Source organism: Nocardia sp. NPDC050408 (assembly GCF_044458905.1).
Lineage (GTDB): Bacteria > Actinomycetota > Actinomycetes > Mycobacteriales > Mycobacteriaceae > Nocardia.
In genome coordinates this window covers 194,515-214,488 of record NZ_JBITIL010000007.1, presented here as the reverse complement: position 1 = coordinate 214,488, position 19,974 = coordinate 194,515, and the positions used below count along the sequence as shown (strand labels likewise).

Here is a 19,974-nt window from a genome sequence, read left to right as displayed (position 1 = left end):
CGGCCATGCGACGGTGGCTCGAAGACGATGTGATCGGGCACGGCCGCCTCCCGCTGCTGTGCTTCCTCCTCGGGTTCATCGTCGGCTTCCTGCTGATCCGGCTCAGCGTCCGACTGATCCGCAAGCAGGTCCGCTGGTGGCCCGGCAATCTGCGCTCCGGTGGGGTGCACATCCACCACATGGTGTTCGGGGTCATCCTGGTGCTGCTGTCCGGCATCGGGATGGTCACCACCTACGAGAGCGCCGGTGCGCTCACCGCGAGCCTGCTCGCCGCCGCCTTCGGTGTCGGCGCGGCCCTGACCCTCGACGAATTCGCGCTGATCTTTTACCTGCGCGATGTGTACTGGGAGGAGCAGGGCCGCACCTCGGTCGATGCGGTCTTCGTAGCACTGGCGGTGACCGGACTGCTGCTGCTCGGGTTCCACCCGCTGTGGTTATTGGATATCAACGACTTCCGCCGCGACCCCAGCACCGAAGTCCGCATCTTCATCGTTTGCTTCGCCGTGGTGAACCTGGGTCTGGCGGCTATCGTCATCGCCAAGGGAAAGATCTGGACCGGCCTGTTCGGCATGTTCTTCCTGCCCCTACTCATGGTCGGCGCATTCCGCCTGAGCAGACCCGGCGCACCGTGGGCCCGCTGGCGTTACCCAGGCAGGCGACGGCTCATGTACCGAGCAATAGTCCGCGAACGCCGCTACCGCCGCCCAGTGATCCGCGCCAAGATCTTCGTACAAGACCTCGTCGCCGGAAAACCCGACGTCGTCCACGTCCGCGAGGCCGCCGAAGCCGAATTGGCTCGCACCGTCGTCCCCGCACCCCCCGCCCCCCACCACTGGCACCACCCCTGGCCCGCCTCTCCTCACGACCAATAACCCCCCCCACACAATTGCCGAGAATGTACTGGTGGAGGGTCCTCTCGACGTTTGCCTCAACCGTTGCACGTTGATCAAGCGTCCAAGGCTGCGTAGCGCAGGCGGGCTGGGTCGGAGAGCAGGTCGATGGCGGCGATTTTGTCGTCGACGATGGTGAAGGCGATCAGTGAGACTGTTCTGTCCTTGGCGGTGTTGAGTAATCCTGGCGCACCGTTGACCAGAACATGTTGCGAGGCAAAGGTATTGGCGGCGCGTTGGAAGGCATCGAGCTGACCGGCCACCGTCGCTGCACCGTGCAGTACGCGCATGCCGGGGAAGCGGGCTCCGGCGTCGGCGCGCAACACCACGTCGGGGTCGAGAATGGCCAGTAGTGCGTCGAATTCACCGCCGCGGGCGGCCGCGAGGAAGGCCTCGACGACCCGACGTTGGCGAGGCAGATCGCGGTCGGCGCGTGGCGCTTGATTCTGGACCCGGCGACGGGCGCGGCTGGCCATCATCTTCGCCGCGGCCGCGGATTTGCCGATGATCGGGCCGATCTGGTCGAACGGCACCCCGAACATATCGTGCAGTACGAAACTCACGCGCTCCGCGGGATTCAGCGAGTCCAGCACGATCTGCAGCGCCAGTCCGACCGAATCCGCGAGTACCGCTTGATGTTCCGGCTGTGTCGCCGCATCGGTGGTGACGATCGGGTCGGGCAGATAGGCCTCCTGGCTGCGGGACTTGCGCGATCGCAACATATCCAGGCAGACCCGCCCGACGGTCGTGGTGAGCCAACCGCCGAGATTGTCGATTTCCGCGGTATCGACCCGCGACAGCCGTAGCCAGGCCTCCTGCACCGCATCATCGGCCTCGCTCAGCGAACCGAGCATGCGATAGGCCACCGCGCTCAGGTGCGCCCGATACGCCACGAATCGGTCCGCCAAAGAATTGTCTTTGCCCACAGCGATCTCCTCGAGGTTGCTCGAAGAGATGACGGAACCGAGCCCGTGAGTGTGACAACCCGTTACCTTGTCGGGCCGCCATCCGTCAGACAGTTATGAACCTACGAAAGACCTCCCGCCTGGCCTACCTCGGCGCCACCGGAATCCTGTTGACCGAGACGGTCGTCGGGTCCTACTGGGATCTCGCGCGAATCTCCTACGTACGCGAGGTTTTCCAACGACTCGAATACCCGATGTACTTCGCCACCATCATGGGCATCGCCAAGGCCGCCGCGGTCACCGCGATCGTGACGCCTGGCTTCCCGCGCGCCGAGGAATGGGCGTACGCGGGCCTGACCTTCGTCTACGGCGGCGCGGCCGCCTCCCATATCGCCGTCGGCGACGAGCCGAAGGCATGGCTCGGACCGCTGGGTTTCGCCGGGCTCACCCTCGCATCGTGGTCCCTACGCCCGACCAGGTCACTCGCGGTCTGATGGGGAGAGGAATCGATCATGGACAACATCATCGAGATAAACGGCACAGTTGCGCCTGGATTCGATTGGGTGCGCGAGGAGTTCGCCGAGGAGAACGGTGAATCCGGTGCTCAACTCGCCGCCTTTGTCCACGGTGAGCAGGTGGTCGACCTGTGGGCCGGTCCGCAGGTCACCGGCGATACCTCGACCGGCTTCACCCCCGTGGACGTCCTGACCCTGCCGAACGATCCGGGCGTACGTGCACAAGGCCAAGGTTCAGCGGGAGGGTCGGCAGCGCCCGCGGACTGGCGGCCATGTACGCCGTCGCGATCTCCGGGCGTGACGGACACCCTCCGCTGTTGAAGCCCGACACCCTCGCGGCGGTGACCACCATCCACAGCGCCGGCCCGGATCTCGTTCGCGGCGACCGCGCGCCCTATGCGCTCGGCTTCGAGGCCAAGGGCCTGTACTACCCGTACCTGAGCGCGAACGCCTTCGGTCACACCGGTGCCGTGGGCAGCGACGGCTTCGCGGATCCGCGCAGCGGGTTGGCCTATGGCTACACTCGGCGGCGCGCGGCCTTCGGGTTCAGGGGGATGGCAGCCGGCGGGGTGGGTGAACTCAGCGCGCCGGAGAACGACCGTTTGGCGGCCGCGGGCACCGTGCGGCCACCCGATGAGCCGGGCCCGATTTTTCCTGCGACCCGCCGATCTGGCACAATGCACAGGTTGCCCTGGGTGCGTTCGGCCCACGGAGCACCCCTTATTCGGAGCATGAACCGGTCGAGCACGCCAGTGCCGCCAGGGTCCTCTGCTCGCGCAAACATCAGAAGGATGAAATGAACACCCTTGACTTCGTCGACGAAAAGTCGCTGCGCAGCGACGTCCCCGACTTCCGTCCGGGCGACACGCTCAACGTGCACGTGAAGGTCATCGAAGGCTCGAAGGAGCGCATCCAGGTCTTCAAGGGCGTCGTGATCCGGCGTCAGGGCGGTGGCATCCGCGAGACCTTCACCGTCCGCAAGGTGTCGTTCGGTGTCGGTGTGGAGCGCACCTTCCCGGTGCACAGCCCCAACATCGACCACATCGATGTCGTGACCCGCGGTGACGTCCGTCGTGCCAAGCTGTACTACCTGCGCGATCTGCGCGGCAAGGCCGCCAAGATCAAGGAAAAGCGCTGAGCCGGTAGCAGTACCGCCCGGCACGAAAGTTCTTCAGTAGCCCGGCACCGGACGTGAGTCATGGTGCCGGGCTAATCTGTTCGGCGTGGCAGACGAAAGTGGGTCGATGACGGTGGCCGATTCGGACGACGAGGGTACGAGCCGTCGCTCGCGGCGCTCGAAGCGCAAGCAGCGCCCCTTCTGGCAGGAATTGCCGGTCCTGATTGTCATCGCCGCGGTCATCGCGGCACTCATGGTCAGTTTTGTTGGACGCCCGTACGTCATTCCGTCCCAGTCGATGGAAGAGACGCTGCTCATCGGCGACCGTATCTACGTGGAGAAGCCGAGCTACTACTGGGGCGAGCCGCAGCCCGGTGACGTCGTGGTGTTCGTCGGTCCGCCGTCCTGGAATACCCGCTACCAGTCGATCCGGTCCAGCAATGTCGTCGTGCGCGGCGTGCAGAACTTCTTCTCCTTCTTCGGACTCGTGCCACCGGATGAGAACGATCTGGTGAAGCGAGTGATCGCCGTCGGTGGCCAGACCGTGCAGTGCTGCGACGCGCAGGGGCGGGTCATGGTGGACGGCAAGCCGTTGGACGAGCCGTACGTCCTGAACGACTACCCGTGGTACCCGGGTCAGCAGAACGCGACCTACCCGGCGGGGCGGGTATTCGGCCCGGTCAAGGTGCCCGAGGGCAACCTGTGGGTGATGGGCGACAACCGCAACCAGTCCGCCGATTCACGCGCCCACGTCAGCGATAACCTGCAGGGCACCGTCCCGATCGACAATGTGCGCGGCAAAACGGTCTTCAAGATCTGGCCGCCCAGCCGGATCGGTCCGGTGAAAGCACAGGATCCCCAGACGAACTGATCGGTGCGAGCCGCAGGATAATTGGATGGTGGGGCAGGGTCGAGTGGCTAGGGCTAATGGCGCGACTGCGGGCAACGGGTGGCCGCCGCGTGTGGTGATGCGTCGAGCCGGTGGGTTGCGCACGTTGGAGGCCGCGCTGATCCGCAGTGGACTCGGCCCGGTCGCCGGTGTCGACGAGGCCGGGCGCGGACCCTGTGCGGGACCGCTGGTAGTCGCCGCCTGTCTACTCGCTCCGAAGGCCTACGACAGGCTGGCCGGACTCGACGATTCCAAGAAGCTCACCGAATCCGTGCGCGAGGAGCTGTACCCGGTCATCACCCGGTTGGCGCTGGCCTGGAAGGTCGTCGTCATTCCGGCCTGGGAGATCGACTCGATCGGCATCCACGTCGCCAATATCGAGGGTATGCGGCGCGCGATCGCCGGACTCGGGCAGACACCGGGGTATGTACTGACCGACGGCTTCCGGGTGCCCGGAATTCCGGTGCCGTCGCTGCCGGTCATCGGCGGTGACGCGGCCGCGGCCTGTATCGCGGCGGCGAGCATTCTGGCCAAGGTGACCAGGGATCGAATGATGGTCGAGTTGGACGAGCGGTTCCCCGGCTATGGATTCGCCGCGCACAAGGGCTACAACACGCCCGAGCACACGGCCGCGCTGGAGCGGCTCGGACCGAGCAGTGAGCACCGCCGATCTTGGCGCAATGTGCGACTGGCAGCGGGGTTGCGGCCGGTAGCCGCGGCGGAGTACGCCGACGCGGAACTGGCCGATGAGGTTTTGCTGGAGGGCGTCGAACCGGATAGCCGAGTGGCTACCGATGCGGCGCATGCGCGATGATGATGTCAGCAGACGCAGTGCGGCGAGAAGGAGGACGTCCCACCCGATGAGTGCCGAGGACCTGGAGAAATACGAAACCGAGATGGAGCTCTCGCTATATCGGGAGTACAAGGACATCGTCGGTCAGTTCTCGTACGTGGTGGAGACCGAGCGCCGCTTCTATCTGGCCAACTCCGTCGAATTGCGGCCGCAGAACGCCGACGGCGAGGTGTACTTCGAGGTGCGCATGAGCGATGCGTGGGTGTGGGATATGTACCGGCCCGCACGCTTCGTGAAGCATGTTCGGGTGATCACGTTCAAGGACGTGAATATCGAGGAGTTGGAGAAGCCGGATCTGCGGCTGCCCGAGTAGACGCTCTGGTCCGCGCAGACTGTGGTTGGTGCTCGGGCCTATAGCATCGGGCACCGACAAGTAGGTGGAGTACAGGCGCTGGATCCTCGGGTTGTCCACAGCTGAGCGGGTATCCACAGGTTTTCTGTTCGCGCAGGTCGCTGTCATCGGCCGTGGGCGCGGTCCGGGCACGCTGAGCCGGTGGCAGAAAACCAGGCGCTCGGCGCACAAGGGGAAGAACTGGCGGCCCGATTCCTGCAGGCCGCCGGGATGGAGATCATCAACAGGAATTGGCGGTGCAAGTACGGCGAACTGGATCTGATCGCCCGGGATGGCCGCGTGACTGCCTTCGTCGAGGTCAAAACGCGAACCGGAACGAAGTTCGGGACGCCCGCCGAGGCGGTCACCTTCGATAAGCAGCAGCGGATCAGGCGGCTGGCGCTGGTGTGGCTGTCCGAACAGGACGGTCCGTGGCGCGATATCCGCTTCGACGTGATTTCGGTGCTGCTGCACCGCGGCCACCGACCTGTCATCGATCACCTGAAAGCGGTGTTCTGATGGCGCTGGGGGTGGCGTATTCGGTCGCGGTGAGCGGGGTGGACGGCCAACTGGTCGAAATCGAGGCGGATATCGGGCAGGGACTGCCTTCGGTGCATCTGGTCGGCTTGCCCGATACCGCACTGCAGGAATCTCGTGACCGGGTGCGCTCCGCGGTGGCGAATATCGGGGAGAAATGGCCGGATGGACGCGTGATCCTGGCACTGTCTCCGGCGACACTGCCCAAAATCGGCAGCGTCTACGATCTGGCCCTCGCGATCGCGGTGCTGGACGCGGCGGGCGCGGTCCCCTCCGATCGGCTCGGAAAGACCGTATTGCTGGGGGAATTGGCGCTGGATGGGCGCGTCCGCCGGGTGCGCGGCATCCTGCCCGCGGTGCTCGCGGCACGCAATGCGGGTTGGACGCGGGTGATCGTGCCGGAATCCGCACTGGCCGAAGCCGGTCTGGTCGACGGCATCGAGGTTTTCGGGGCGACGAGCCTGCGCACCGTCGTCGCGTGGCTGCGCGGTGAGGGCAGTCTGGTGGAGCCCGATGGCATGCTGCCAGACAGCGTGCGCTGTGGCGGCGATCTGAGCGAGGTGGTCGGTCAGGAGGAGGCCCGGTGGGCATTGGAGGTCGCCGCGGCCGGCGGACATCACCTGCTGCTCACCGGGCCGCCCGGAATCGGTAAAACCATGCTGGCACAACGTCTTCCGGGACTACTCCCGCCGCTCACCGAATCCGAGGCGCTCGAGGTGACGGCTATCCATTCGGTCGCAGGCGCGCTCTCCAACGACGCTCCGTTGATCACCATGCCGCCCTTCGTCGCTCCGCATCACTCGACCTCGGCCAGCGCCATGGTCGGTGGGGGATCGGGGACCGCACGTCCGGGTGCCGTCAGCCGTGCTCATCGCGGGGTTTTGTTCCTCGATGAATGTGCGGAGATAGGGACCAAGGTCCTGGAAGCGATGCGAACGCCCTTGGAAGAGGGCGAAGTTCGCATCGCGCGCCGCGACGGAGTGGCTCGCTACCCGGCCCGTTTCCAACTGGTCTTGGCCGCGAATCCCTGCCCCTGTGCCCCCGCCCGCGATGTCGACTGCATCTGCGCCCCGCTCGCGCGCCGCCGATACCTCGGCAAATTGTCCGGACCGTTGATGGATCGCATAGACATCTGGGTTCAGATGCACGGGCACCCCGGGGCGTCGTTCGCCGCCGAGGAAGCCGAAAGCAGCGAGGTCGTGCGCCATCGAGTCGCGGCCGCACGGCAGGCCGCAGTGCAACGTTGGAAGGACTACGGCTGGTCCAACAACGCCGAAGTTCCGGGCCACATCCTGCGCCAACGTTTCCGACTTCCCCACGAAGCAACCGCCCCCATCGAAGCCGCCCTCCGCCTGGGCCGCCTCTCCGCCCGCGGCGCCGACCGGGCCCTCCGCGTCGCCTGGACCATCTGCGACCTCCGCAACGCCGACCAACCCAGTGCCCAAGACGTACTGGCCGCCTTGAACTTCCGCCAACGGAGCTCCCATTGAGCGGGGCGACGGGAGCCGAGCGCCCGATCGTCGGTGAGGTTATGAGGTCCGTTGCGCCAGACATCGGCGACAGTGCAAACGCCTCGGGGTGCGCAGGCACGGCGCACATCGGTGCGGCCGCTTCGGATCTCTCGGCGACCGCAGCGAGTTGCCTTGCTGCCGTGGGGTGTCCGGGCGAGTCGACGGGCAATGTCTCCGATTGGGCACCACTGACGGCGCGTGGCGACCATCCCGCGAGCGGTGCCATGCGCACCCCGGTGGGCAGCGGATCTTGCGCGACGCGAGCGGTCGTTGCACCCGAACCCGCAGAGGCGGCGGCGGGCGGTGCATCCGCCACTGGCGGGTGTGCAGCCGAGTCGATGGCCACCTCGGATTACCGAGCTGCCTGTGGCGGCGTTCCCACCACGGTTCCGTTGCCGGGCGACAGCTCATGTACCACAGGCGATTCGGACGTTGTCTCGGATCGCGTAGAGGTGCGGGCATGCGGCGGATCTATTGCCTCGGCGAGTGGGGCTGCGGCAAAGGGAACCTCGGGTACCTCGGTGGAAAGTGATACGCATCCGGTCGCATTGGTGGACAGCAGGGCGGATGCGGCGGGAGATGTCAGGGCGGGGACAGACCGCACACGTGGTTCGGGGCATGGGGATGTGGATCTGGATGGTTGGGCTTCGGGGAGTTCGGAGCTAATGGTTTCCAGTGGGGATGTTGATGGGCGGCGGTTGGCTTGGGCGTATTTGTCGCGAGTGGTTCAGGGGCCGTGTGCGGCGTTGTCGTCGTTGATCGAGTCGGTCGGGGTTGTGGAGGCGGCGCGGGCGGTACGGGAGTGTGAGCTGCCGGGGTCGTTGCTCGGGCCGACCGCTGAACGACGGAAGATCGATTGTGCGGCGCGGGATCTCGAGGTGATGGAGCGGCTGGGTGGCCGGTTGGTGACTCCGGACGATCCGGAGTGGCCGGCGTGGCGGATGCTCGGGCTCCGCCAACTCGAGCCGGGACGCGATCGGGACGGGGCGGTGCCGTTGGCATTGTGGGTGCGTGGGCCGCAGTCGTTGTCGGAGTCGAGCGAGCGGGCGATCGCGGTGGTCGGGGCGCGGTGCAGCAGCGGATACGGCGAGCACGTCACCGGCGAGATCGTTGGTGATCTGGCCGCACAGGGCTGGACAATCGTGTCTGGAGCCGCCTTCGGTATCGACGGTATGGCGCATCGCTGCGCGCTCGCCGTCGGCGCTCCGACGATCGCCGTCCTTGCCTGCGGCGTCGATCGTCCCTATCCGGCCCAGCACGAGCGACTGTTAGCCGAGATCGCCGAAACCGGTTTGGTAGTCAGCGAATACCCGCCAGGTACGGTTGCCCACAAGAACCAATTCCTGGCCCGCAATCGCCTGATCGCCGCGCTGGCGGACGGCGTCCTCGTTGTAGAAGCCGGACTGCGCAGCGGCGCTCGCAACACCGTGAAATGGGCCCGCCGCCTCGGCCGCCCCGCCCTCGCCATCCCAGGCCCGGTCACCGCCGCCTCATCGGCAGGCTGCCACCGCATGATCCGCGAAGGTGAAGCCCTCCTGGTCACCCGCGCCGAAGACGTCATCGATGAAGCCGGCCCACTACGCCTGTCACTACCAATCGGCCAGCCGTCCGAGCCCAGCGACCGATTACAAGGCCACGAAGCCTCGGTCTACGCCGTCCTCCCCGAAATCGGCTCCCGCCAACCCCGCGCTATCGCCGAAAACTCCGGCCTGGACCTCCCCACCGTCCGTGCCATACTCCCTGCCCTCGAACTCGTTGGTCTAGTGGGCATGGACGAAAACGGCTGGCACCGAACCGCGAATCCTCCGAGCCGATGAACGATTCACGCGCCGAGCCGATCACAGCTCGCTCGAGTGACCCGGAGAGCTCGCGCTCGGCAGCGCGGCTCGTGCTCGCAGCAAGCGAGTCGCGCTCGTCTGGGGGTGTAGCCGTGCTGGTGCCCTCGTGGCGAAGCTCGCTCGCTGTCACGAGGGACAGCTCGAGTGAGCTGAGGGGCGTTTCGCGATCTCCGCGGCCATGGACCGGCATCGGCGCGGACTGGTGCAGTCGGTGGCTCGGTGTCGTTCGTCCGCCGATTTCGGAGAAATGCAGTTGACGCGATGATGCGGCAGACCGTGTCCACGGCGGTAAACCTGCGGCGTTGCGGCGTGCTCACTTGCCAAGGGGGGTGGCGGCGGTGACGGTGGGGGGATGGAGTTGCCGGAGGATCTCGAGGCGTTGCTGGCGGAGTATGAGCGGCATTTGCGGCTCGGGCGGAATCGGTCGGTGCATACGGCGCGGGCGTATGTGGGGGATGCGCGGTCGTTGTTGGGGCATTTGGTTGCGCGGTCGGCGGATTCGGCGGTGCGGGAAATGGATTTGGCGTTATTACGGTCGTGGTTGGCGGCACAGTCGGCTGGTGGGGTGGCCCGGACTACCATGGCGCGGCGGGCATCCTCGGCGAGGACGTTCACCGCTTGGTTGACCAGCACCGGGCGGCTGTCCATCGATCCGGGGTTGCGGCTCGGGTCGCCGAAGGCGCATCGGGTGTTGCCTGCGGTGCTCGGTACGCAGCAGGCTGTCGCGGCTATGGATGCGGCGGAATCCGGTGCGGTACAACGCGATCCGATGGCATTGCGGGATCGGCTGATTGTGGAGCTGCTGTACTCGACCGGGATTCGGGTCAGTGAGTTGTGCGGTCTGGATCTCGACGATATCGATCGCGAACGGCGGCTGGTCCGCGTTATCGGTAAGGGCAACAAGGAGCGCTCGGTGCCCTTCGGAGTACCGGCCGACGAGGCGATTGCGAATTGGCTGCGGTACGGCCGCCCCGCGCTGGCAATAGCCGACTCCGGGCGCGCGCTACTGCTCGGTCGTCGCGGTAAACGGCTCGACCAGCGACAGGCCAGAACGGTTGTCCACGAGGTCGTTTCGGCAATTCCGGGCGCACCCGATATGAGCCCGCACGGTCTGCGGCATTCGGCCGCAACCCATCTGTTGGAGGGCGGCGCGGACCTGCGCGTAGTACAGGAACTCCTCGGCCACGCCAGTATGGCAACCACCCAGCTCTACACCCACGTCTCCATCGAGCGCCTGAAGAAGGTGCACGACCAAGCCCACCCCCGTGCCTGACCGCCCTCGGGATGGAGGACCACTGCACCGGAAGCCGTGATCGGGATCGGGGCGCTGGCCACCAGGATGTCTCGTCCACCCGCTTACAGCGGCTGCGCACCCCGCTGCAGGGAGGAGTGTGCAGCTGACAGTGGTGTGCGAGCGGGGCAGGACCATCGAAGCGACCGCGGGCTCAGATGATAATTGAAACGCGTTCTTGTAGCTGAAAGCGATGCGACAAGAGTGATATGGCGTCTATTCTGACACGAGTTCTAGTTTGGAGGATTCGTGAACACCGCACGATTTGTCGACGGTGCATGCTGCACTGCTATCTCGGGGCGGGGCCGATGAGTACGCATGTTGTGCTGGGCAAGCAAGTGCAGATGCCCGTGCGGATTCGGCTTGCGCGTGCATTTATGGCGACCTACTCGGTATCGGCGGCTGCCGCGCAGCGACTCATCGCCTACTCCGGCCTGGAGATCCTTCGGCTGCCGGGCGGTCGCGCGATGTGCACGCTCGTTTTCGTCGATTACGTCGACGGCGACCTCGGGCCGTACAACGAGTTCGGTGTGTCGTTCATGGTCCGCCACCACACCGCTGGACCCACCGGCACGCTCGGTGATCTGCGCGCGCTGTCCACCGGTGGCGCGGGTGTCTTTATCCATCGTCTCCCCGTAGACGGTGAATTCACCTTGGCGGCGGGCCGCGGTATCTGGGGTTTCCCCAAGGAAATCGCCGATTTCGACGCACAGCACGAGGGCAGCGTGCGACGTGGCGCACTGCGTCAGAGCGGACAGTTGATCGTCGATCTCACCATCCGCCCCGGTCTCGCGGTCCCGCAGCGCCGTAGCGGCTCCTCCTTCGACGCCTACTCCCATATCGATGGGATCACCCGCTGCACGCATTGGCAGATGGAGCCGTCCGGCATGCGCGTTCGCCCCGGTGGCGCAGAACTGTCCCTCGGCGAGCATGCCTGGGCCGACGAATTGCGCTCCCTCGGATTACCCAAGCGTGCACTCATGGCCTCGACCGTCGATCGGCTCGCGATGACCTTCCAGGACGCCACACCCGTCTGACCGGGAGCGCTGCACACGCGATCGCGATCTTTGTAGACGACCGCAATGCCGGTAGTTAACCTGACGTAGCGGAACGTTCGCATGCGGCAGGAAACCGACAAGCGATGCAGAGGTGCCCGTGAATTCCGACGACGACCATGGCGCAGTCCGAGCCGAGGCGGCATGACCCTCCCCACCCCCGCTGAGGAATCCGAGGACGGGGAAGACGAGATCGACTACCGCTTCACCCTCGCCAACGAACGCACCTTCCTGGCCTGGATGCGCACCTCGCTCGGCCTGCTCGCGGGCGGTGTCGCGGTGCACACGCTGGTGCAGCCGCTGCGGATGTCGGGGCTGCGTCGCACGCTCGCGATGAGCTGCATCGTGCTCGCTGTGATCATCGCGGTCGGTGCGTATGGACATTGGCGGCGCGTCGGTCGGGCCATGCGAAACGGTGAACCGCTACCCAACACGATCATGGTGCCGATTCTGTCGGCGGGTATCGCCGTCGTGTCGGTATTTGCATGCGTGGTGGTGTTGTTTCGATGAGCGCCAAGGGTCTGGCCGCCGAACGCACCGCTTTGGCGTGGCGGCGCACCGCCGTTGCCGCGATAGTCGTGGCCGCGCTTTTCGTCAATCATGCCGCGATGCACGGGTGGCGCGCCGTCGCCATCGCACCGACCGGCGCGGCGATCACCATGGCAGCCGTTGCGGCCCTTTCCTTTTCACGCAATCGCGCCTTGCATCAGGGGCGCTTCGGCCACGGCGGGGGAGCCATTGCCGCGACCATGCTGGCGGTGCTGGCCGTCGCATGCGTCGCGGCCGCTATCAGTTTTACGGATCCACGGCCCTAATGCGTTGCGGGCCGGACATGTTCGGCGGACAACCACAGGAGGATGGATATGAGCACTGCGACCGAGCCGAGCGAATTCATCGTCGCCGAGCAGCAACGAGCGACTGCCGCGCTGCCCTCTGATACGGCCGATCTCGCGGATGCGGACCGCGGGTTCATCGCGGCACTCAAGCCCGGGGAGGTGCGCACGCCGGATGGAAAGATGGTGTGGGACAACGACTCCTACGCTTTTCTGCAGGGAAGCTGTCCGGCGTCGGTCAATCCGAGCCTGTGGCGGCAGTCCGGTCTGGTTGTCAAGCAGGGACTGTACGAGGTCGCGGCGGGTATCTATCAGATCCGCGGGCTCGACCTGTCGAATATGACGCTGATCGAGGGCGACACCGGTGTGCTCGTGATCGATCCGCTGATCTCGGCGGAGACCGCTGCGGCGGGCCTGGCGCTGTATCGCGCGCACCGAGGCGATCGACCGGTGACCGGATTGATCTACACCCATTCGCACGCCGACCATTTCGGCGGTGCGATGGGTGTGACGACGGTCGACGAGGTTGCGGCCGGTCGCTGTCCGGTGCTCGCACCGGCCGGGTTCCTCGAACACGCGGTTGCCGAAAACATCTATGTGGGAACGGCGATGGGGCGTCGATCTGCCTATATGTACGGCGCCGCGCTGCCGCGCGGTCCGAAGGGGCAGGTCGGCGCCGGTCTCGGACAGACTACGTCGATGGGCACGATCACATTGATTTCGCCGACGGTGGATATCACCGGCACCGGCCAGGAGGAGACGGTCGACGGGATCCGGATCGTGTTCCAGCTCACCCCGGGCACCGAGGCGCCCGCCGAGATGAACTTCTTCTTTCCCGATATGCGCGCGCTGTGTATGGCCGAAAATGCGACGCACACAATGCATAATCTGCTGACGCTGCGTGGCGCGCTGGTGCGTGACCCGCATGTGTGGGCCAGGTATTTGACCGAGTCGATCAATCTGTTCGCCCGTAATTCCGACGTGGTCTTCGCCTCGCATCACTGGCCGACCTGGGGAACCGAGCGGCTGGTGGAATACCTTTCGCTGCAACGTGATCTGTATGGATACCTGCACGATCAGACGGTGCGCAGGCTCAATCAGGGATATCTGGGTGGTGAGATCGCCGAGATGCTGGAGCTGCCACCGGCCATCGCCGATGCATGGCACACGCACGGGTATTACGGCTCGGTCAGCCACAATGTCAAGGCCATCTACCAGCGGTACATGGGGTGGTTCGACGGTAATCCGGCGCATCTGTGGGAGCATCCGCCGGTCGAATCCGCGCGGCGCCATGTGGAATTCATGGGTGGTGCCGACGAGGTGCTGCGCAAGGCGCAAACCGCTTACGACGCGGGCGACTACCGGTGGGTCGCCCAGGTGGTCAACTACGTCATCTTCGCTGACCCGACTAACGAGGCGGCGAAAACACTGCAGGCCAACACCTTCGATCAGCTCGGCTATGGTGCGGAGAACGCCACCTGGCGCAACTTCTACCTCAGCGGAGCATATGAGCTGCGCAACGGCTCGTTTGGCAGCCCGACGACAACTGCGCCCACGATGCTGGAGGCGCTGACCATCGAGCAGATTTTCGATGTGATCGCGCTGCGCATCGACGGACCGAAGGCGTGGAATCTGCGCGTGGTGATCGACTGGCATATTACCGACGAAAAACGCACCTACCGCCTCGAACTGCGCAACGGCCTGTTGGTCCACTACGACAAGCCCGACGGCGCCGACATACCCGATCCGGACGCATCTTTCACCTTGACGAGGGCGATCCTGATTCGAGCCTTGTTGGCAGGCGAGAACCTCGGCGCACTGGTCGCCGCGGGCGATATCGCCATTGCCGGGAATCCCAGCGGGCTGAACTCGGTGGTCGGTGTGATCGACGCGCCGGATCCTGACTTCGCCATCGTCACCCCGTGAGATCGTGCCGGGACCTTGTGTGCCGATCGACTAAATCGCTCGACGCGCGAGGTCCGGGCACGTATGGTCGGCGACCATGTCCACGGAAGCCATCGACAAATCCGTACCTGTGCGTGAGCGCCTCCGCACTGCGCTGTCCGCTGCGATGAAGACCCGCGACCGCAGCGCGATCTCCGGGCTGCGCTCAGCCCTCGGTGCCATCGATAACGCCGAAGCCATCGACACCGTGGACATCAAGGCCGGTGCCATCGAGACCAGTGCGGTCGGACTCGGCGCCGCCGAAGCTCGCCGCCGCGATCTCACCGAGGCCGATATCGAACAGATCGTCCGCGCCGAAATCGCCGACCGACAGCATGCCGCCGCCGAATACGACGCTCTCGGCCGCTCCGATCACGGCGATCTGTTGCGCGCCGAAGCTGCCGCGCTCGAGGTGCAGCTCTAGGTACCCGACGCCGGGTGCTGTGTACGTGCAGAGCCGTGGGCGCGAGGCCCGGATGGCTGCGAAGCACGTCGATCACCCGCAGGTTTTCGTGTTGGCCATCGAGGAAATAGCACCGAATTCGGCTGTGCCGCAGTCGAATAAGCGGTGGACGGATACTAGGCGGAGGTCGGGAGGGTATCGATGTACTTTCCGGCGATGATGCGTTGAATGGCTCGAACCACCGGTCCGCCCAGCCGGACGTACCAGGCCCCCGGGCGGGAGAAGGCCGTGACCACGCCGTAGACGGCGGCGTCGGTGGTGTCGTATTCGACGGCGAAGAGTTCCTCGCCGATTTCCGGATGTCCGGGCAGCGTGCCGTAGGCAAAGCCGCGCCGGTCGGGTTCGTCGAGGACGTACACGACCCGGCACGGTGCGGTGATGCCGACCGGACCGATGCCCAACCGCACCGTCAGTCCCGTCCCTGGCTCCGCGGTCGGTGTGTCGGCCTCCCGAAAGATGCCGGTGCCCTTCTGCATTCGATATGCCAGGATCTCCGCACCAGCGCGCTCGAACAGCGCCCGCCCGGATCCGATGCGGCGGCGCAGCCGAAACCGGTGATAGCCCGCAGGTGACACCCCCTTCGTCGCGCCGACCTCGGTATAGGTGAACGGCGGATCTCCGAGCGCATATCCCATAACCCGATCCTCGTCCCGGAACGGTCACGACGGAAGGGCGCCCGTCGAACCCGCTGCTCGGCCCCTGATTCATGGCACGGGCTTCAGTCGCAGGGGAGTCGGGTGCAGTAGTCCGAGTGGATCGATGTACTCACGTCGGCTGTGCCCACTCGCTTCTCGTCTCGCACCCCAATGCAGGCACGCCGCCGCCACGCAACCTTCGTGTCCTGCCTCCAAGGTGCCGATTCGCATTCCGCGCGCAACTCGCAGGCCCACCGAAACCTCGGCTTGTACCGGCTCGTATGTCGTGCGAAGACCGCCGGAATGGTCGATCGACACAACTGGTTTGCCCGCGACCGTTCCCGCGAACACCACGATTCCCGCACCGGCCGCGAAGACCGCCTGCCCAGGCGCACCTGCCAGATCGACACCACGATGCCCAGGAAGCCAGTCCTGCGCCGGTTTGTCGAACTGCCGCTCGACTGCGGGCCGTGGTTGCAGCGGCCAGCTGAACTCCCCGTGTGGCGCAGCCGAAACCGACTGCTCCGCAACGAGTCCCAGCAGAGCGACGACGCCGAGGATGATCGAAATCAGGCGCCGACGATAGACCCCGCCGACCCAGCCGAGGCGATGCATCCGAGATCAGCGCCGCAGCGGGAGCGGAGCCCGCTGAACCAGATCCAGCAGCCGCGACAGCAGATCGCTGAAAACCCGCGGCAACGAACTCGCCGATCCGGTACCGCCCCGACGCGCGATATCGGTGGCGAGCGGCGTCGCGCCCTCCGCAGAGATCGGCGTCTGTACCCCTTCAGTCGGACGTACCTCTAACGCGCTGTCCACATTGGGCACGTTGAGTGCGAGGTCCGCACGGTGTGCATCTGGTGCGATATCGACACGGAGTGCGTCGGGCGCGACATTCACAACGAGCGGTGCAACCCGAAGCGGATCGGGCATCCACGTGAGTCCGCCACCCGCCGAACAAGCCGAACCCGTGCAATCCCCGAACACGACTTCCGTTCCAGGGAAACCGCCATCATGCCCAGTGGTTGCCAGCGGACCCCAAGGCAACGCCGCGGCAGTCGAGCTGTTCGGTGGTGCGGTCGAAACCGGCTGTGCCAGAACCAGTGACAGCAGGAATAGCGGTGGGATGAGCATGGTTATCGAGATAGCTATGCGATTCATGCTTCAAGCGTCGGCCGCGCATGACGCCCGCAGTACCCTAGCTTCGGCGAGTGTGGACAACTTGCTCGGTTGTGGAGAGGGCTCGTTTCGACCCATGACAGGGCGATTTAGAAACTGACCCCCTCAGCCCGTAGACTGGTCGAGCGGTCTGTGCCTGCACTGACCGACTTCGCGCGCCACCCCATGCTTGCTCGTAACGGCGCTGTTCGAACCGGAGCTCGACTTCGTGAATCGGCAGTGCATGCGAAGCAGGGAATCATCGGCTGGTCCTGATCCTAGCGATCGGGTCCGATGATCCGGAGGCGCCAGGGCGGCGGATCACCGATTCGCCGCGGCAACCGGCAACGAAAGAGGGATACGGCACCATGGCTGTCGTAACAATGAAGCAGCTGCTCGACAGCGGCGCACACTTCGGACACCAGACCCGGCGCTGGAACCCGAAGATGAAGCGGTTCATCTTCACCGACCGCAACGGCATCTACATCATCGACCTGCAGCAGACGCTGACCTACATCGACAAGGCCTACGAGTTCGTCAAGGAGACCGTCGCCCACGGTGGCACCGTCCTCTTCGTCGGCACCAAGAAGCAGGCCCAGGAGTCGATCGCGGCCGAGGCGACTCGCGTCGGGATGCCCTACGTCAACCAGCGTTGGCTGGGTGGCATGCTCACCAACTTCTCCACTGTGCACAAGCGCCTGCAGCGCCTCAAGGAACTCGAGGCGATGGAGCAGACCGGTGGCTTCGAGGGTCGCACCAAGAAGGAAATCCTCATGCTCACGCGTGAGATGAACAAGCTGGAGCGCACCCTCGGCGGTATCCGCGATATGGCCAAGGTGCCCTCGGCCATCTGGGTCGTCGACACCAACAAGGAGCACATCGCCGTCGGCGAGGCGCGCAAGCTGAACATCCCGGTCATCGCGATCCTGGACACCAACTGCGATCCCGACCTGGTCGACTACCCGATCCCGGGTAACGACGACGCGATCCGTTCCGCCGCTCTGCTGACCAAGGTCGTCGCCTCCGCGGTGGCCGAGGGCGTGCAGGCGCGGGCCGGTATCTCCTCCGGTGACGAGAAGCCGGAAGCCGGTGCGGGCGAGCCGCTCGCCGAGTGGGAGCAGGAGCTGCTCGCGCAGGCCGCCCCCGCCGCGAGCGAGGCCGAGGCTGCCGCCGAGGCCCCCGCCACTCCGGCCGACGCCTGATCGGTGCCTGATGGCGGTGGCAGCGGGTGCCTACATGGTGACGCGAGCTGCCGCCTCCGGCCCCGTAGCTGCCACCGCGGGCGTTTGTTCACCTTGCCGACCTCTCCTGATAGGAGCGGTCGGCAAGGTGGTGTTACCACCCGAAACAACACACAGGAGGAGCGCCACCCATGGCGACATACACCGCCGCTGACGTGAAGCGGCTGCGGGAGCTCACCGGCTCCGGGATGATGGACTGCAAGAACGCGCTGGTCGAGACCGACGGCGATTTCGACAAGGCCGTCGAGGTGCTGCGCATCAAGGGTGCCAAGGACGTCGGCAAGCGCGCCGAGCGCGCCACCGCCGAAGGTTTGGTCGCCGCCAAGGGCGGCGTGCTGATCGAGATCAACTCCGAGACCGACTTCGTCGCCAAGAACGCCGAATTCCAGGGTCTGGCGGACAAGATCGTGACCACCGCCGCGGCCGCCAAGCCGGCCGATCTGGACGCCCTCAAGGCCCTGGACCTGGGCGGCCAGACCGCCGACGATGCGCTGCAGGCGTTGGCCGCCAAGATCGGCGAGAAGCTCGAGCTGCGTCGGGTCGCGTCCTTCGACGGCCCCGTCGCCGTCTACCTGCACAAGCGTGCCACCGACCTGCCGCCCGCCGTCGGCGTGTTGGTCGAGTACCAGGGCGAGGGTGACACCGCCGCCGAGGCCGCGCGTGCGGTCGGCATGCAGGTCGCCGCGCTCAAGGCCAAGTACCTGACGCGCGAGGATGTGCCGGCCGACGTGGTGGAGAACGAGCGCCGCATCGCCGAGCAGACCGCCAAGGAAGAGGGCAAGCCCGAGGCCGCGCTGCCGAAGATCACCGAGGGCCGCGTCAACGGCTTCTTCAAGGATGTCGTCCTGCTGGAGCAGGCATCGGTCACCGATTCGAAGAAGACCGTCAAGGCGCTGCTGGAGGAGGCCGGTGTCACCGTGACCCGCTTCGCCCGCTTCGAGGTCGGCCAGGCCTGATCACGCCCCGCGAAACCCCTCGTGCGCCGGATACGGTGTACGAGGGGTTTCGCCTGTCCGGACGCTGGCCGTTCATCCGCAATTCCCGAGCCTGACCGGGCTGGTTCGTTGCGTCCGAGGGGGTCTTCTACCCACATCGAATCCGAGTAGGGCAGGATAAGGGCGCTCCGTATTGAGCCTCCGCGTTGCCATCCGGCCCACGTGCTGTGTCGACAGACCGAAATCTATCGCCGAAGGAGACGAACACCCATGACGGACCCCGGGACCGACCGCCCAGGATATCGCCGGGTGCTCCTCAAATTGGGTGGGGAGATGTTCGGTGGCGGCAAGGTCGGGCTCGACCCCGATGTGGTGCAGACGGTCGCCGAGCAGATCGCCGAGGTGGTCTCCAGCGGTGTTCAGGTGGCCGTGGTGATCGGCGGTGGCAATTTCTTCCGCGGCGCCGAACTCGAGGAGCGCGGTATGGAACGCGCCCGTTCGGACTATATGGGCATGCTCGGCACCGTGATGAACAGCCTTGCGCTGCAAGACTTTCTGCAACAGCAGGGCGTCGACACCCGCGTGCAGACCGCGATCACCATGGGCCAGGTGGCCGAGCCGTATCTGCCGCTGCGCGCCAAGCGGCACCTGGAGAAGGGCCGTGTGGTCATCTTCGGCGCGGGCATGGGCATGCCCTACTTCTCCACCGACACCACCGCCGCCCAGCGCGCACTGGAGATCGACGCCGACGTGGTGCTGATGGCCAAGGCCGTCGACGGGGTCTTCACCGCGGATCCCCGGGTCGACGAGAGCGCGACCATGTACACCGAAATCACGCACAAAGAGGTCATCGAGCGTGATCTGAAGGTCGCCGACGCGACGGCCTTCAGCCTGTGTATGGACAACCAGATGCCAATGCTGGTGTTCAATTTGTTGACGAAGGGCAATATCGCCCGTGCGGTCGCCGGTGAGAAGATCGGCACCTTGGTTCGGTCCTGACCCCGCGCCCGCGGATCATGACGATGACGACGCT

Annotated in this window: 24 protein-coding genes; 20 read left to right on the top strand and 4 right to left on the bottom strand. The window is 65.7% G+C overall.

The window, feature by feature from the left end; genetic code table 11:
- The first annotated feature begins 5 nt into the window (after nucleotides 1–5).
- Nucleotides 6–872: a hypothetical protein gene (locus ACIBJI_RS23000; RefSeq protein ID WP_364341724.1), complete on the top strand. Its 867-nt coding sequence runs from the start codon at nucleotides 6–8 to the stop codon at nucleotides 870–872.
- Between the two features lie 74 nt (nucleotides 873–946).
- On the opposite strand, the gene ACIBJI_RS22995 is transcribed toward ACIBJI_RS23000, so the two are convergent.
- Complete coding sequence (locus tag ACIBJI_RS22995) at nucleotides 947–1,816, bottom strand: sigma-70 family RNA polymerase sigma factor (protein ID WP_397085598.1); 870 nt, start codon at nucleotides 1,814–1,816, stop codon at nucleotides 947–949.
- Nucleotides 1,817–1,911: 95 nt separating this feature from the next.
- Here ACIBJI_RS22995 and ACIBJI_RS22990 point away from each other — a divergent pair, with 95 nt between their 5' ends.
- From ACIBJI_RS22990 to ACIBJI_RS22915, 16 genes are all read left to right on the top strand, one after another.
- Entirely contained in the window at nucleotides 1,912–2,289 is a 378-nt protein-coding gene (locus ACIBJI_RS22990) for a DoxX family protein (protein WP_364341720.1), read from the top strand.
- An 18-nt stretch (nucleotides 2,290–2,307) separates the two neighbouring features.
- Nucleotides 2,308–2,631 (top strand): hypothetical protein, encoded by a 324-nt coding sequence (locus ACIBJI_RS22985; protein ID WP_364341718.1) that lies wholly within the window; start codon nucleotides 2,308–2,310, stop codon nucleotides 2,629–2,631.
- Complete coding sequence (locus ACIBJI_RS22980; protein WP_364341716.1) at nucleotides 2,628–3,110, top strand: hypothetical protein; 483 nt, start codon at nucleotides 2,628–2,630, stop codon at nucleotides 3,108–3,110. The genes ACIBJI_RS22985 and ACIBJI_RS22980 overlap by 4 nt, the downstream gene beginning before the upstream one ends.
- Nucleotides 3,107–3,448: a 50S ribosomal protein L19 gene (gene rplS, locus ACIBJI_RS22975; RefSeq protein WP_011210681.1), complete on the top strand. Its 342-nt coding sequence runs from the start codon at nucleotides 3,107–3,109 to the stop codon at nucleotides 3,446–3,448. The genes ACIBJI_RS22980 and rplS overlap by 4 nt, the downstream gene beginning before the upstream one ends.
- A gap of 106 nt (nucleotides 3,449–3,554) precedes the next feature.
- Nucleotides 3,555–4,298, top strand: coding sequence for a signal peptidase I (gene lepB / locus ACIBJI_RS22970; protein WP_364342034.1), 744 nt, complete (start codon nucleotides 3,555–3,557; stop codon nucleotides 4,296–4,298).
- A 97-nt stretch (nucleotides 4,299–4,395) separates the two neighbouring features.
- A complete protein-coding gene (locus tag ACIBJI_RS22965) occupies nucleotides 4,396–5,130 on the top strand; it encodes a ribonuclease HII (protein WP_396956483.1) in 735 nt (244 codons plus the stop codon).
- Nucleotides 5,131–5,176: 46 nt separating this feature from the next.
- Nucleotides 5,177–5,482, top strand: coding sequence for a DUF2469 domain-containing protein (locus ACIBJI_RS22960; protein WP_011210678.1), 306 nt, complete (start codon nucleotides 5,177–5,179; stop codon nucleotides 5,480–5,482).
- Between the two features lie 180 nt (nucleotides 5,483–5,662).
- Nucleotides 5,663–6,019 carry a YraN family protein gene (locus tag ACIBJI_RS22955; RefSeq protein WP_364341711.1) on the top strand — a complete coding sequence of 119 codons (357 nt, stop codon included), beginning with the start codon at nucleotides 5,663–5,665 and terminating at the stop codon, nucleotides 6,017–6,019.
- Nucleotides 6,019–7,527, top strand: coding sequence for a YifB family Mg chelatase-like AAA ATPase (locus ACIBJI_RS22950; RefSeq protein WP_364341709.1), 1,509 nt, complete (start codon nucleotides 6,019–6,021; stop codon nucleotides 7,525–7,527). The genes ACIBJI_RS22955 and ACIBJI_RS22950 overlap by 1 nt, the downstream gene beginning before the upstream one ends.
- Before the next feature lie 686 nt (nucleotides 7,528–8,213).
- Nucleotides 8,214–9,365, top strand: a complete 1,152-nt coding sequence (gene dprA / locus ACIBJI_RS22945) for a DNA-processing protein DprA (protein WP_364341707.1) — start codon at nucleotides 8,214–8,216, stop codon at nucleotides 9,363–9,365.
- Nucleotides 9,366–9,738: 373 nt separating this feature from the next.
- Complete coding sequence (locus ACIBJI_RS22940; RefSeq protein WP_364341704.1) at nucleotides 9,739–10,659, top strand: tyrosine recombinase XerC; 921 nt, start codon at nucleotides 9,739–9,741, stop codon at nucleotides 10,657–10,659.
- Between the two features lie 326 nt (nucleotides 10,660–10,985).
- Entirely contained in the window at nucleotides 10,986–11,714 is a 729-nt protein-coding gene (locus tag ACIBJI_RS22935) for an acetoacetate decarboxylase family protein (RefSeq protein ID WP_364341702.1), read from the top strand.
- A gap of 162 nt (nucleotides 11,715–11,876) precedes the next feature.
- Entirely contained in the window at nucleotides 11,877–12,242 is a 366-nt protein-coding gene (locus ACIBJI_RS22930) for a DUF202 domain-containing protein (RefSeq protein WP_364341700.1), read from the top strand.
- Nucleotides 12,239–12,547, top strand: coding sequence for a DUF202 domain-containing protein (locus ACIBJI_RS22925; RefSeq protein WP_364341698.1), 309 nt, complete (start codon nucleotides 12,239–12,241; stop codon nucleotides 12,545–12,547). The genes ACIBJI_RS22930 and ACIBJI_RS22925 overlap by 4 nt, the downstream gene beginning before the upstream one ends.
- Nucleotides 12,548–12,595: 48 nt before the next feature.
- Complete coding sequence (locus tag ACIBJI_RS22920; RefSeq protein WP_364341696.1) at nucleotides 12,596–14,491, top strand: alkyl sulfatase dimerization domain-containing protein; 1,896 nt, start codon at nucleotides 12,596–12,598, stop codon at nucleotides 14,489–14,491.
- A 76-nt stretch (nucleotides 14,492–14,567) separates the two neighbouring features.
- Nucleotides 14,568–14,933, top strand: a complete 366-nt coding sequence (locus ACIBJI_RS22915) for a hypothetical protein (RefSeq protein WP_364341694.1) — start codon at nucleotides 14,568–14,570, stop codon at nucleotides 14,931–14,933.
- Between the two features lie 155 nt (nucleotides 14,934–15,088).
- On the opposite strand, the gene ACIBJI_RS22910 is transcribed toward ACIBJI_RS22915, so the two are convergent.
- From ACIBJI_RS22910 to ACIBJI_RS22900, 3 genes are all read right to left on the bottom strand, one after another.
- On the bottom strand, nucleotides 15,089–15,607 hold the full coding sequence (locus ACIBJI_RS22910) for a DUF1990 domain-containing protein (protein ID WP_364341692.1): 519 nt from the start codon (nucleotides 15,605–15,607) through the stop codon (nucleotides 15,089–15,091).
- 69 nt (nucleotides 15,608–15,676) lie between these two features.
- Entirely contained in the window at nucleotides 15,677–16,222 is a 546-nt protein-coding gene (locus tag ACIBJI_RS22905; protein WP_364341690.1) for a M23 family metallopeptidase, read from the bottom strand.
- A gap of 6 nt (nucleotides 16,223–16,228) precedes the next feature.
- Nucleotides 16,229–16,768, bottom strand: coding sequence for a hypothetical protein (locus tag ACIBJI_RS22900; RefSeq protein ID WP_364341688.1), 540 nt, complete (start codon nucleotides 16,766–16,768; stop codon nucleotides 16,229–16,231).
- 365 nt (nucleotides 16,769–17,133) lie between these two features.
- Between ACIBJI_RS22900 and rpsB the strand changes: the two genes are divergently transcribed.
- The 3 genes from rpsB to pyrH all read left to right on the top strand — a co-directional run bounded on the left by rpsB (nucleotide 17,134) and on the right by pyrH (nucleotide 19,940).
- The gene (gene rpsB / locus ACIBJI_RS22895) at nucleotides 17,134–17,967 is read left to right on the top strand and encodes a 30S ribosomal protein S2 (protein ID WP_364341686.1); all 834 of its coding nucleotides are present in this window, start codon (nucleotides 17,134–17,136) and stop codon (nucleotides 17,965–17,967) included.
- 170 nt (nucleotides 17,968–18,137) lie between these two features.
- Nucleotides 18,138–18,962, top strand: coding sequence for a translation elongation factor Ts (tsf, locus tag ACIBJI_RS22890; RefSeq protein WP_364341684.1), 825 nt, complete (start codon nucleotides 18,138–18,140; stop codon nucleotides 18,960–18,962).
- Between the two features lie 249 nt (nucleotides 18,963–19,211).
- Nucleotides 19,212–19,940, top strand: coding sequence for a UMP kinase (gene pyrH, locus ACIBJI_RS22885; protein ID WP_364341682.1), 729 nt, complete (start codon nucleotides 19,212–19,214; stop codon nucleotides 19,938–19,940).
- The last annotated feature ends 34 nt before the right edge of the window (nucleotides 19,941–19,974 follow it).